Annotated in this window: 12 protein-coding genes; 7 read left to right on the top strand and 5 right to left on the bottom strand. The window is 66.2% G+C overall.

All coding sequences use genetic code 11. The features are described 5' to 3' along the window. Nucleotides 1-24 precede the first annotated feature (24 nt). Nucleotides 25-300: an oxidative damage protection protein gene (locus V8683_RS27600; RefSeq protein WP_411189974.1), complete on the top strand. Its 276-nt coding sequence runs from the start codon at nt 25-27 to the stop codon at nt 298-300. 574 nt (nt 301-874) lie between these two features. Next, a complete protein-coding gene (proP, locus tag V8683_RS27595; protein WP_411189975.1) occupies nt 875-2,344 on the top strand; it encodes a glycine betaine/L-proline transporter ProP in 1,470 nt (489 codons plus the stop codon). On the opposite strand, the gene V8683_RS27590 is transcribed toward proP, so the two are convergent. The 4 genes from V8683_RS27590 to V8683_RS27575 all read right to left on the bottom strand — a co-directional run bounded on the left by V8683_RS27590 (nt 2,345) and on the right by V8683_RS27575 (nt 5,181). Next, nucleotides 2,345-2,821 (bottom strand): metallophosphoesterase family protein, encoded by a 477-nt coding sequence (locus V8683_RS27590; protein ID WP_411189976.1) that lies wholly within the window; start codon nt 2,819-2,821, stop codon nt 2,345-2,347. It lies immediately after the preceding gene. A gap of 76 nt (nt 2,822-2,897) precedes the next feature. Then, nucleotides 2,898-3,260: a cupin domain-containing protein gene (locus tag V8683_RS27585; RefSeq protein ID WP_411189977.1), complete on the bottom strand. Its 363-nt coding sequence runs from the start codon at nt 3,258-3,260 to the stop codon at nt 2,898-2,900. Continuing rightward, on the bottom strand, nt 3,257-4,657 hold the full coding sequence (locus V8683_RS27580) for an FAD-containing oxidoreductase (protein ID WP_411189978.1): 1,401 nt from the start codon (nt 4,655-4,657) through the stop codon (nt 3,257-3,259). Before V8683_RS27580 ends, V8683_RS27585 begins: the two co-directional genes overlap by 4 nt. Nucleotides 4,658-4,986: 329 nt before the next feature. Beyond that, nucleotides 4,987-5,181 carry a hypothetical protein gene (locus V8683_RS27575; protein WP_411189979.1) on the bottom strand — a complete coding sequence of 65 codons (195 nt, stop codon included), beginning with the start codon at nt 5,179-5,181 and terminating at the stop codon, nt 4,987-4,989. A 644-nt stretch (nt 5,182-5,825) separates the two neighbouring features. Between V8683_RS27575 and V8683_RS27570 the strand changes: the two genes are divergently transcribed. Both V8683_RS27570 and V8683_RS27565 read left to right on the top strand, forming a co-directional pair. After that, complete coding sequence (locus V8683_RS27570) at nt 5,826-6,074, top strand: hypothetical protein (protein ID WP_411189980.1); 249 nt, start codon at nt 5,826-5,828, stop codon at nt 6,072-6,074. 644 nt (nt 6,075-6,718) lie between these two features. Continuing rightward, a complete protein-coding gene (locus V8683_RS27565) occupies nt 6,719-6,991 on the top strand; it encodes a hypothetical protein (RefSeq protein ID WP_411189981.1) in 273 nt (90 codons plus the stop codon). A 306-nt stretch (nt 6,992-7,297) separates the two neighbouring features. Here V8683_RS27565 and V8683_RS27560 read toward each other — a convergent pair whose 3' ends face one another. Further along, a complete protein-coding gene (locus tag V8683_RS27560; protein ID WP_411189982.1) occupies nt 7,298-7,681 on the bottom strand; it encodes a hypothetical protein in 384 nt (127 codons plus the stop codon). Between the two features lie 635 nt (nt 7,682-8,316). On the opposite strand from V8683_RS27560, the gene V8683_RS27555 reads away from it, so the two are divergent. The 3 genes from V8683_RS27555 (at nt 8,317) to V8683_RS27545 (ending at nt 11,705) form a co-directional block, all read left to right on the top strand. Then, a complete protein-coding gene (locus V8683_RS27555; protein ID WP_411189983.1) occupies nt 8,317-9,399 on the top strand; it encodes a substrate-binding domain-containing protein in 1,083 nt (360 codons plus the stop codon). Between the two features lie 75 nt (nt 9,400-9,474). After that, entirely contained in the window at nt 9,475-10,362 is an 888-nt protein-coding gene (locus V8683_RS27550; protein WP_411189984.1) for a phosphodiesterase, read from the top strand. 146 nt (nt 10,363-10,508) lie between these two features. Beyond that, on the top strand, nt 10,509-11,705 hold the full coding sequence (locus V8683_RS27545) for an MFS transporter (protein WP_411189985.1): 1,197 nt from the start codon (nt 10,509-10,511) through the stop codon (nt 11,703-11,705). The last annotated feature ends 110 nt before the right edge of the window (nt 11,706-11,815 follow it).

Raw genomic sequence — 11,815 nt, 5'->3', positions numbered from 1 at the left:
ATACGACTACAGGAGAAGCACAGCATGGCCCGTATGATCCAATGCGCGAAGCTCGGCAAGGAAGCCGAAGGTCTCGACTTCCCCCCGCTGCCGGGCGAACTCGGCAAGCGCATCTACGAAAGCGTTTCGAAAGAGGCCTGGCAGGCCTGGCTGAAGCAGCAGACCATGCTGATCAACGAAAACCGCCTGAACATGGCCGACCCGCGCGCGCGCCAGTACCTCATGAAGCAGACCGAAAAGTTCTTCTTCGGCGAAGGCGCCGACCAGGCGTCCGGCTACGTGCCGCCGACCGAGGGCTGATTGGCTTCTGCGGCACCTCGCGGCCTCCCTCACGGGCGACCGCAAAGCGTAAAAAATCCGCGCCGCGTGCGCGGATTTTTTTATGTATTTACCGAATTCCAGCCGTCCCGCGAAATCGGCGCAATCCCCCGCCACACGGGGCCTGCGGCGCCCCGCCGGCCCCGCAAGGCCAAGGCCGTTTGCACGATCTTCCGTCATCGTGCTATCATGTCGCTTCGTTCAACAGGCTTTAGCCATCAATTGCGTTCAATTTAACGCGCACCTTGCGCGAGCGAATTGAATGTTTTCATACAAAAAGACCGGACCGCCGCGCGGCCGTTCTTTTTCGTTTCAGCAGCGCTTCACAGGCACGCCCGTGCCCGTCCAGCGTCCTCATGCACCCTGCCCCCCATGCCAGGCCACGCAGGTGCAACGCTTACGCACAATTCGCCCGAGTGTCGTTTCGCGACGCATCGGCACGCCTGTCCCCGTCGCGCCGTAACCGGGTTCGCGGGAAGGCATGCCCTTTCGCGAAACCGCACTCTCCCGGCAAAACCGTGGCGGACCGCTCGTGCGGTCCCCGCAGTCATTGGAGATGCCCACCGTGACCGCTTCCACCTCCGGATCAGCAGCCTCGTCCGAACTTCAGCTCGACGACATCACCATCGTCGATAAGACTCTTCTCAAACGCGCCGTGGGCGCCATGGCACTCGGTAACGCCATGGAATGGTTCGACTTCGGCGTGTACAGCTACATTGCCGTGACGCTCGGCCAGGTGTTCTTCCCGTCGAGCAGCCCTTCGGCCCAGCTCATCGCGACCTTCGGCACGTTCGCGGCCGCGTTCCTCGTGCGGCCGATCGGCGGCATGGTATTCGGCCCCCTCGGCGACCGCATCGGCCGCCAGCGCGTGCTCGCGATGACGATGATCCTGATGGCCTGCGGCACCTTCGCGATCGGCCTGATCCCCTCGTACGGGTCCATCGGCATCGCGGCGCCCGTGCTGCTGCTCGCCGCGCGTCTCGTGCAGGGCTTCTCGACGGGCGGCGAGTATGGCGGCGCAGCCACCTTCATCGCCGAATTCGCCACCGACAAGCGCCGCGGCTTCATGGGCAGCTTCCTCGAATTCGGCACGCTGATCGGCTATGTGTGCGGCGCGGGCACGGTGGCGCTGCTCACCGCAACGCTCTCGCACGAGGCGCTCCTCGACTGGGGCTGGCGCATCCCGTTCCTGATCGCGGGGCCGCTCGGGCTCGTGGGCCTTTATATCCGCCTGAAGCTGGAAGAAACGCCGGCGTTCAAGCGCGAGGCCGAGGCCCGCGAAGCCGACGAAAAAGCGCGCCAGAAGATGACGCTGGCTTCGCTGCTGAAACAGCATCTGCGCCCCCTCCTGCTGTGCGTGGGCCTCGTGCTGATCTTCAACGTGACCGACTACATGGCGCTCTCGTATCTGCCGAGCTATCTCTCCGCGACACTGCACTTCAGCGAGACCTGGGGCCTCTCCCTCGTGCTGATCGTGATGGTGCTGATGATGCCGATGACGCTCGCAGCCGGCCGCCTCTCCGACGCGATCGGCCGCAAGCCGGTGATGCTCGCGGGGTGCGTCGGACTCATCGCGCTCTCGATTCCCGCGCTCATGCTGATCCAGACCGCGGCGGTGCTCCCCGTATTCTGCGGACTCCTGATCCTCGGCACGCTGCTGTCGTGCTTTACGGGCGTGATGCCTTCGGCGCTGCCCGCGCTGTTCCCCACGCCGATCCGCTACGGCGCGCTCGCCATCGGCTTCAATGTGTCGGTGTCGCTGTTCGGCGGGACCACGCCGCTCGTCGCCGCCTGGCTCGTGGACAGCACCCACAACCTGATGATGCCCGCCTACTATCTGATGGGCGCGGCCGTGATCGGCATCGTCGCCGTGCTCGCGCTGCACGAAACCGCACGCCGGCCGCTGCCGGGATCGGCGCCGAGCGTGGGCACCAGGGCGGAAGCGCACGCGGTGCTGCGCGGCGTGCGCCTCGCCCGCGAACTGGAGGAAGAGGAGCAATACCCCGCCGCCGCGGTGCGGGTCTGATCAGATCAGATGGGTGTGCTCGACGCTCGGGCCACCCGGGTTTCCTGTCATCAACATCGCCGCCGTCACGGGCAACCTGAACCGCCGCGGCCCCGCACTGCCGGGATTCACGTAGAGCACACCGTCACGCGTCTCGCACGACGGCTTGTGGGAATGACCGCTCACCACGAGCGCAATCCCCTCCTGCACCGGATCGCCGCGGAAATCGGGCAACTCGTGCACGACCGCGATCTTCATGCCACCGATCTCGAGCGTGGTTTGCACCGGCAGCGACTCCGCCCATGCGCCACGATCGTTGTTGCCGCGTACGACGGTCAGCGGCGCGAGCGCGGCGAGCGCATCGAGAACCGCCTGATCGCAGATGTCGCCTGCATGAACGATCGCGTCGCAGCCCTCGACGAAGCGCAGCAACTCCGGGCGCACCAGATTGTGCGTATCGGAAACCAGGGCGACGCGAAGCGGAATTCGTGAAGACATGCGAGGTTCGGGCGAAAAGACGAAGCGGGTGGACACACGCGCGATTATCGCCGACGGCGCCGGGCCTGTAACGCCATCAGGCCGCCTCGCCCTCCGAGCCGAAATAGACAGCGATCCAGATGGTCTGCGCCGACTTGTCGGTCCACGCCACCCGGTGCCGGCAATGCGCCGGAATGTGCACGTAGTCGCCGGGCAGCAGCGGCCGTCTCGCGCCGCTCTCCGACTCGAACTGCAACGCGGCGGCGCCGGCCAGCAACACCACCCATTCGTCGCGTGGATCGTCGTACCAGAATCCCGCGGGACTCACCTGCCCTGTCGAAACGATTCTCTCGATCACGACACCTCGTTGCGCGACCAGTTGCTCGACACATTCGGCGCCGGCTGCACGGTCGATACCGGCGAATACGTTGCCGAACGCGCCGCCGGGCATCACGCTCATGACAGCGGCCTCAAGCCGTCCAGCAGCGTGGGCACCAGCTCGCTCACGGTCGGATGCACGTGCATCGCGAACCGCAGCGTCGTGTAAGGCGCGTCGGCGGTCATCGTGTCGATGAAGGTATGGATCGCTTCGTCGCTCTCGATGCCGACGATCGACGCGCCCACTATGCGCTTCGTCTGCGCGTCCACGAGCACCTTCATGAAGCCGTCCGTTTCTCCGCGCTCGCGAGCGCGGCCGACTCGCGACATCGGCATGGTCGCGATCAGCGCCGGCCGGTTGCGCTCGCGCACTTCGCGCTCGCTGAGCCCCACGCGCGCCAGCGGCGGATCGACAAATACAGCGTAGGCCGGAATGCGCGTGTCGGCGCTGCGGCTTGCGCCGTCCAGCAGGTTGGCGGCGACGATCTGGAAATCGTCGTACGAGGTGTGCGTAAACGCGCCGCGTCCATTCACGTCGCCGAGCGCCCAAACGCCCTCGACATTCGTGCGCAACTGCCCGTCCACCGGAATCAGGCCGTGTCTGTCGCGCACGATGCCGGCGGCGTCGAGGCCGAGGTCGTCGGTGTTCGGGATGCGCCCCGTGGCGCACAGCAGATGCGAGACGTCGAGCGTGCCCGCGTCGAGCGCGATGCGCACACCGCCGCCGTCGAGCGGCGCGACGCTGCGCGGTTCGGCGCCGAAGCGAAATTCCACGCCTTCCCTTGCCAGCACGTCCTGCACCGCGCGCGCCACATCGTCGTCCTCGCGCGAAAGCACCCGCGCGCCGCGCACGAGCACCGTGACCCGGCTGCCGAAACGCCGGAAAATCTGCGCGAATTCGAGCGCTATGTAGCTGGCGCCCACAATCGCCAGGTGCGACGGCAGCGTGTCCAGCGCGAGGATCGTGGAGTTCGTTTCGTAACGGATACGATCGACGCCCGGAATCGAGGGAATCAGCGCGCGCGTGCCGGTATTGATGAAAATCTCCGGAGCCTCCAACTCCTCCGTCTGCCCGCCCGCCCCTTCGATGCGCACCGCATGCGGCCCGACGAAGCGGGCATGGCCCTGCAACACCGTCACGTTGGGCGCCTTGCGCAGCCATTGCTCGACACCGTTGCGCGACGCACCAATGATGCCGTCCTTGCGCGCCTTCACGAACGCGAGATCGACGCGCACGTCACCCGGTTGCCTCGCGCCATCCACATGCACGCCGTATGCCGCCGCGTGACGCGCGACATGGGCGGCGCGTGCGCATGCGACATAAGCCTTGGTCGGTGTGCAGCCCACGTTCACACAGGTTCCGCCGAACGCCGCGCGCTCGATCACAGCCGTCCTGCGTCCATGCTTGCCGAGCCGCACCGCGAGAGGCGGGCCGCTCTGCCCGGTGCCGATCACGATCGCATCGAATCGTTGTGCCATGCCGCCTCTCCTTCGTGACCGCGCGAAATCGCGGCTTTCCGGCGCTGCGCCATCCGCGCTTCGTGCCGCTGCTCAACTTCTCGCGCCATATTACGCCGGCATCGCGGCGAAGCTGTGCGAACGGGTCTGCACGATATTCCCCAGCGAGGGCGCGCCGTTGCGCATCGGAAATCGGGAAAAAAAAGAGCCGTCTCGCAACGCGAAAAGGCTCGGAAGGTGACGTCACAGCAGCAAACGGGCAATGCTGCCGCGCGTCGGGGGATCGGTGCAGGCGATGTATGGCGGCCTGTTAAGGTGTCTTCGATGTTTCGTTCTGGAAACCCGCAGATTCAGTGAACGCACTCGCCCTGGGAACACGCAATCAGTTCGCGCGAGCGCTGCAACGCGACGCGCCCCCCCCGCGTGGCGACCAGCAACCCGACCTGGCTGAGATTGAAGTCGACCGCAACCATCATCTGCATGAGGTCCACCATGGGCAGGACCCACACAGGTTGATAAAACTGTCGTTCGATGAAGGATTTCATGATGGCTCCTGCTGCTCGCCATCGCTTCCCGCGGAACGCTATGGCATTTCGATGAATGCCATTTTAGGAATCCCGCCCCTGCCGATAAATAGCTCAGAAGTGAAGTCACTTGTCGCCACAGGCGAATAATCGACGCAGGGTGCTGGCATGACATTGCGACTATCGGCGCCATAGCCTGGCGCCCGGCGCAAGTTGTAGCGGCAGGCAAGCTCACTGCTCAGGACCACGCACCAAGGTCCGAAATTCGCCAGTACTCCGAACGCTGGTGACAGTGCCAACACACTATCGAACCCCTCGAAAAACAGTGCCGAATGCGTCCCCCAGCAGCCGTGTCGATCTGTCGCGCTTTTTCTCCTCGCTGATTCAGCACAACAAAGCTACAGTCGTTTGCAGACGTCCCATGTGACGCGACGCGGCATTGCTGCGATGCAATGCGATGTCTCGCGTCGCGGCCACACCGCGCAGCGCCGCACCAGTAAAGGCGCTATGCACTGGACTCCGTATGCTCAGGTTAACGAACCATTACGCAGTACGCATTTAACGAGCCTTTTTCGCGCCGCATGTGCTGCGCTGCATCGCCGGGAAACTCCTGGATTCACGCGCCCCGCGTGTGAGCTAGTCTGTTCGCTAAAGGAGACGAAATCATGAGACAAGCGTTCAATGTCGGCGTCGTCATCATCCTTGCACTTCTCGTCGCGAACCGGGTCATCACCCGCGTAGAGGCGCACGGCGGTAGTTCGCTCACCTGCGCGCAAGGCTCCCTGCTCGTGAAGGCCGAGGCACTGGCGCGCGGCTTCACCGAACTGGGCGCGCGCAGCCAGGGCGAAAACTTCATGTCGAACTGCCTCGTGTCCGGTCAGGGCCAGGTCGGCGACCACGTCGCCCACGACTAAGCTCCGCCCAGCCTGACGAGTCGCCTTGCGTGGCGCTTCGCGCCACGACGGGCAGGATGGTCCTGTCGTTTCGCTAGCCGGCAGCGGTGCCGGCTGCTTTTGGGTGTCTGGCCGATACCCATGGGGCTATGCTCGCGCACCGTTCATCGAACCGCTACCGAAGGCTACTCTCCTACCGCTTACCGCCGCCGACCACTACGTTCGCGGCCGCCCCGATTACCCCCCCCCGACACCGCGCTACTACACCGGCCAATGGCGCGGGGCTTTCCCGTTTGCCGGATTCGAGCCGCCGCACGAGCAACACTTCCCGGTCGGGCACACCGGCTCGCCGGAGGACGTCATCCCCGCGCGTGTGAAGTCGAGACGAGCTTCCTCGCCGCGCTGCCAGCCGCGGAACAGGCGCGAATCGAAGCGCAGGTGCGCGCGTTAATCGAGGCGTAGCCCGCATTGCGTGGTCGGACTTCGGTGACGGTGCCGTACGAGACCGTGGCCTCCGCGACCGTCAAGGAATCGGCCACGCCGGGTTAGGTCCAAGCGAGGCGCAAACCTGCGCCGCTCCTTGCTGCAGTACATCCCCCGGCGTTCTTTCCGGTTGCCAATGCCGCCGGGAGGCAGCGACAATGCACCGGTATCCGGGGGAATTCATGAAGAGAAGCATCCTGTGGGCAGGGCTTAGTATGCTGGCGGCATGCACGTCGGTCACCGACGTAAATTCAAGACAGGATGGGCATCTGACGGTCACAAGCCGCGCTCGCTGGGACATGGTCTCCTGGAACCGCGTCCGGAACGCCGGCCTCAAGGAGGCGCAAGCCTATTGCCGCAAGCGTCGTCAGGAACTGCACACTGTGGAGATACACAGCGAAGGGTTACGCGGCGTGACGCCGCAAACCGTAGAGGTAGTATTCGACTGCATCTGAGGAAACACGCAGGAAGTCCGCTGGCTGCGCCTGCCGCGGCCCATTTCCCGCTTCAGCGGAATAGTTTGTTGTCGTTCTCCCCAGTACCCAATTCGCATGGTCGGACTACACTGACGAAACATTTTGTTACGTCTTTGCCTGGGTCGGATCATGTTGATCGCATTCTTCATAGCATGCCCGTTCGGTATCGTGGCCCTGTTCGGCTTCGCCAGGCTGATCAATCCGCGCACCGGACAGATCGGCAGCCGTTGACGGGCTGATCCTAAACGCCACTCACCCTCGCGAGGATCACGGCGCGACCGGGCGTTATTTCGCGACAGGCGCATCCGTAGACCAAAGCTCGCCTTGCGCCGGCGCGTCGGGCAGGTTGAAGACGACAGCTCTCGCGCCATTGTCTGCGGCGTCGATACGCAGAACCTTGATGCGCGTACCGGGCTGCAACGTCAGGCACGCCCCGGGGCTCTGGACCGCCGAAGCACCCGGATTGCCGGCGGAAGGCGCGGCGCCCTGAGCACCGGTAGGGCACGCCAGAATCACCGACGATATCGCATAGGTGCTTCCGACCTTGATCGAGACGTTGCCGGAATCGAGCCACGAGGCGCGATATTTGAGCCAGAAAAGCAGAGCGACCCCGAGCACCGCGACCGCCAACACTTTCATCGAAACACTGGATTTCATGACCTGCTCCAAGGATGTCCCGTTATGCCCCTGCTTTTCGTGGCAGTCAACGGGAAGTGAACGGCGCGACCCGAGGCGAACCCGGGCCCCACGCAAGACAAAAGCCCCAGCGGGTCGACAACCGCGCTGGGGCTTTCGGACAATCTCGTAGACATCCGGACAACGGATGGTGCCGGGGACCGGACTCGAACCGGCAAGCCGTGAGGCGGCGGATTTTCGTCACACCACGTCTTTCGACGCCGCACGCCAGGTCGGGGCGCGCGTTCGTGCGCTGGACTATGCCTTCGCCGTAGCGACACGCCGCGTTACACGCCGCGCGAAGCCCCAGGCGCCCCCCGTCTAGTCTCTACACCTTCCACGCTGCCGCACGTCGCGCAGCAGCGGGCTTGGCTCGGCGTTGCCTCGGCGCCGCACACGTGGCCCAGGGGGTTCGCCGAATTTGAGGGGTTCTGCACCGGTCGTTTCCGGCCGGGCACTCAATCTCTCTTTAAGTCCGCTATGTTTACCAATTTCATCACCCCGGCAAGGGCGGACGGGATTCTACCATTGCCCCGCCCCCTCCCCAAGCGCGCCAGGTCATCGCGCGGTCACACGTGCTTTCCATAATCGGCTCGTCGAAAACGTTTACAACGTTCGGGGCCGCCAGCATGACGCCAACCATCAAGGATGTCGCCGCACACGCCGGTTTCTCGATCGCCACCGTTTCCCGAGCGATCAACGCGCCACATACGGTCAACCCGGTCACGCTCGCGAAAGTGCGCGAGGCCGTCGACACTCTGCGGTTCCGCCCAAGTTCGCTCGGCCGCCAGCTCCGCGGCGAGCGCACGCGGCTCGTCGGCGTGGTGCTGCCGACGCTCGCCCATCCCGTCTTCGCCGAATGCCTGCAAGGCATCGACGAACTGGCCGCGGCGGAGGGCTTCCGGCTCATGCTCACGACCACGCAGTATGACCGCGAGCGCGAGCGCCGCGCGGTTGATATGTTGCGGGCACAACGAGTAGAAGGCCTGATCCTCACTGTGGCCGATGCGGACGCTCATTCGCTTCTCGACGAGCTCGACGCAGACGGCCCGCCCTACGTGCTCATGCACAACGACACGCAGCGCCACCCCGCGGTTTCGGTCGATAACCGCGAAGCAGCCAACGACGGCGTGCGCATGCTGATCGCGCACGGGCACCGCCGCATCCTGATGCTGACGGCCACGCCCCCGGCCTCGGACCGCGCCCGCCAGCGTCACGCAGGCTACGTGCTCGCCATGCGGCAGGCGGGCCTCATCCCGGAACCCGTGCTCGAAATCGACCTCACAACCGACGAACTCCCGCCCGCCGTGCTCGCGCATCTCACGAACGGCTCGCAGCGTCCCACCGCCCTCTTCTGCAGCAACGACCTGCTCGCGATGGTCGTGATGCGCGGCTTGCGCCGCGCGCGGGTGCGTGTGCCGCAGGACATGTCGATTCTCGGCTTCGACGGCCTCGCGACCGGCGCGCTGCTCGTACCGCCGCTCGCGAGCATCGGTACGCCGAATCGCGAGATCGGCCGTATGGCATGGCAGCAGTTGATGGCGTACATCGGCGGCGAGTGCGCGGGCGCGGCGCCTCGGCTCGTGCTGCCGCACACGCTGCGCGAGGGCGACACGATCGCCGCCATCGCCAGCGCGCCCCTCGCCGATGTCGCCCATGCCGCACACCTCGCACGGGTATCGCACGAAGACGGCGAATTCGAACTCCCGTGACGCCACCACCGGGGCCCCGCCCGCTCGCGTAACATAAGCTTCGCCACCACCCGTCACTCCCATCGAGAGGCTCCCATGCTGCTCGCCCAGATCAGCGACCTGCACGTCAAGCAACCGGGCGCGCTCGCGTACCAGCGCGTCGATACCGCCGCACGCCTTGCGCGGACCATCGCGCGGCTGAACGCCCTCGTGCCGCGCCCGGACGCCGCGGTCGTCACCGGCGACCTCGTGGACCAGGGCTCGGCCGCCGAGTACCGGCACCTCAAGTCGCTGCTGGCAACGCTCGACATGCCGTACTGGCTGCTGATCGGTAATCACGACACGCGCGAGGCGCTGCGCGAGGTTTTTCCCGAGCGCGCCGAACTGCGCGCAGGCGGCCCGTTCGTGCACTATGCCGTCGAGATTGGGCCACTGCGTCTGCTCGCGCTCGACTCCCTGCAGCCGGGCCAGAGCGCGGGCACGCTGTGCGCGGCGCGGCTGGCATGGCTCGCGCAACAGCTCGACGCCGCGCGCGGACAACCAGTGATCGTCGCGCTCCATCACCCGCCGTTCGACAGCGGCGTCGACCATATGGATGCGATCCGCCTCGATCCGCAGGCGGCCGTGGCGCTCGAAGCGCTCGTCGCGCAGCACCCGAACGTGGAACGCGTCATGTGCGGCCACGTGCACCGCTCGATGTTCGTGCGCTTTGGCGGCACCATCGCTTCGGCCATCCCCTCGCCGGCGCATCAGGTCACGCTCGACCTCGCGCCCGGTGCGCCGTCGAGCTTCACGCTCGAGCCGCCCGCGTTCGCGCTGCATCGCTACGACCCGCACAGCGGACTCGTCACGCATCACGTGTACGTCGACGAATCGGACGGGCCTTATCCGTTCAAGGAGCCGGTTCCGGGGCCGCTTTTCAGCCCGGTTCTCAGCCCGGTTCTCAGCCCGCTGCCCGGCCCCTCGGGCAACCACGTCGCCTGACACTTCAGCCGTCCGGAGCGGGCCGCCCCGCACCCGTGCGTCCGGTCGGGCGTCAGCACGATCCGACATGCTCCGGTATGATCGGCACCCTCGAATGCCGTCCGCCGTTGCTTTTGCGTCTTGCCGGGCACCGCCCGCTCCTGCCCATGTCCACACCCGACTCCACCACCACCGCAGCCGATAGCCAGTCGCTGCGCGGCCTGCTGCTCCTGCTCGCGACCATTGCCGGCGTCTCGGTCGCGAACATCTACTACAACCAGCCGCTCCTCGACGACTTCCGCAAGTCGTTCCCCTCGGGCGCGGCCTGGATTGGCGCCGTGCCCTCCGCAACCCAGCTCGGCTATGCCGCCGGGATGCTGCTGCTCGCCCCGCTCGGCGACCGCTACGACCGCCGGCTCCTGATCCTGCTGAAGATCGCCGGCGTATGCGTCGCGCTCTTCTTCGCAGCCACGGCCCCCACGCTCGGCGTGCTGATCGGCGCAAGTCTCGCGATCGGCGTGCTCGCGACCATCGCGCAGCAGGCCGTGCCCTTCGCCGCCGAACTCGCGCCCCCCGAAGGGCGCGGCCATGCCGTCGGCACCGTCATGAGCGGACTGCTGCTCGGCATCCTGCTCGCGCGTACGGCCGCAGGCTTCGTCGGCCAGTACTTCGGCTGGCGTGCCGTGTTCGGCGCTTCGATCGTCGCGCTGCTCGCGCTGGCCGTCGTGATCGTACTCAAGCTGCCGCGCAGTCAGCCCACCTCCCGGCTCGGCTACGGACGGCTCCTCGCCTCGATGTGGCACCTCACACTCGAATTGCGCGGGCTGCGCGAAGCGGCCCTGACGGGCGCATGCCTGTTCGGCGCGTTCAGTTTGTTCTGGCCGGTGCTCACCCTGCTGTTGGCGGGTGCGCCGTTTCACCTCGGGCCGCAGGTGGCGGGCCTCTTCGGCGTCGTCGGCGCGGCGGGCGCCATGGCCGCGCCCTGGGCGGGCCGGTCGGCGGACCGGCGCGGACCGCGCGCCGTCATCACGCTGTCGATCGCGCTCATCGCGCTCGCATTCGTGATCTTCGCGTTTTCGGGCAAGAGCCTCGTCGGGCTCGTGATCGGCGTGGTGGTGCTCGACATTGGCGTGCAGGCCGCGCAGATCTCGAACCAGTCGCGCATCTACGCACTGAGGCCCGAAGCGCGCAGCCGCGTCAACACCGTCTACATGGTTGCTTATTTCATCGGCGGCGCAACCGGCTCCGCCGTGGGCGCGGCCACCTGGCACGCGTTCGGCTGGATCGGCGTGTGCGTGGCCGGGCTCGCGTTTACCGCGCTGGCCGGCTGGATTCACGCCAGCACGCGTCCGCGCGCCGCGTAAAGCGCCCGCGGCGGGGGCGGCGCCCCTGCGCGCCGGGCCCCCGCAACAGGCAAAAAATCCCCGGCCCCCGGCGGGCGGGTCAGGCAATCTCGTGACGAACGGGGGGATAG

It is taken from the genome of Paraburkholderia sp. AV2 (assembly GCF_054968425.1).
This window is presented reverse-complemented; position numbering and strand designations above follow the sequence as displayed.

Excerpts from the sequence above, each read along its gene's own strand:
- V8683_RS27590 (WP_411189976.1), bottom strand. The coding sequence starts at position 2,821 with ATGTCTTCACGAATTCCGCTTCGCGTCGCCCTGGTTTCCGATACGCAC.
- V8683_RS27570 (WP_411189980.1), top strand. The coding sequence starts at position 5,826 with ATGAGACAAGCGTTCAATGTCGGCGTCGTCATCATCCTTGCACTTCTC.
- V8683_RS27585 (WP_411189977.1), bottom strand. The coding sequence starts at position 3,260 with ATGAGCGTGATGCCCGGCGGCGCGTTCGGCAACGTATTCGCCGGTATC.
- V8683_RS27575 (WP_411189979.1), bottom strand. The coding sequence starts at position 5,181 with ATGAAATCCTTCATCGAACGACAGTTTTATCAACCTGTGTGGGTCCTG.
- V8683_RS27555 (WP_411189983.1), top strand. The coding sequence starts at position 8,317 with ATGACGCCAACCATCAAGGATGTCGCCGCACACGCCGGTTTCTCGATC.
- V8683_RS27600 (WP_411189974.1), top strand. The coding sequence starts at position 25 with ATGGCCCGTATGATCCAATGCGCGAAGCTCGGCAAGGAAGCCGAAGGT.
- V8683_RS27580 (WP_411189978.1), bottom strand. The coding sequence starts at position 4,657 with ATGGCACAACGATTCGATGCGATCGTGATCGGCACCGGGCAGAGCGGC.
- V8683_RS27565 (WP_411189981.1), top strand. The coding sequence starts at position 6,719 with ATGAAGAGAAGCATCCTGTGGGCAGGGCTTAGTATGCTGGCGGCATGC.
- V8683_RS27550 (WP_411189984.1), top strand. The coding sequence starts at position 9,475 with ATGCTGCTCGCCCAGATCAGCGACCTGCACGTCAAGCAACCGGGCGCG.
- V8683_RS27545 (WP_411189985.1), top strand. The coding sequence starts at position 10,509 with ATGTCCACACCCGACTCCACCACCACCGCAGCCGATAGCCAGTCGCTG.
- proP (WP_411189975.1), top strand. The coding sequence starts at position 875 with ATGCCCACCGTGACCGCTTCCACCTCCGGATCAGCAGCCTCGTCCGAA.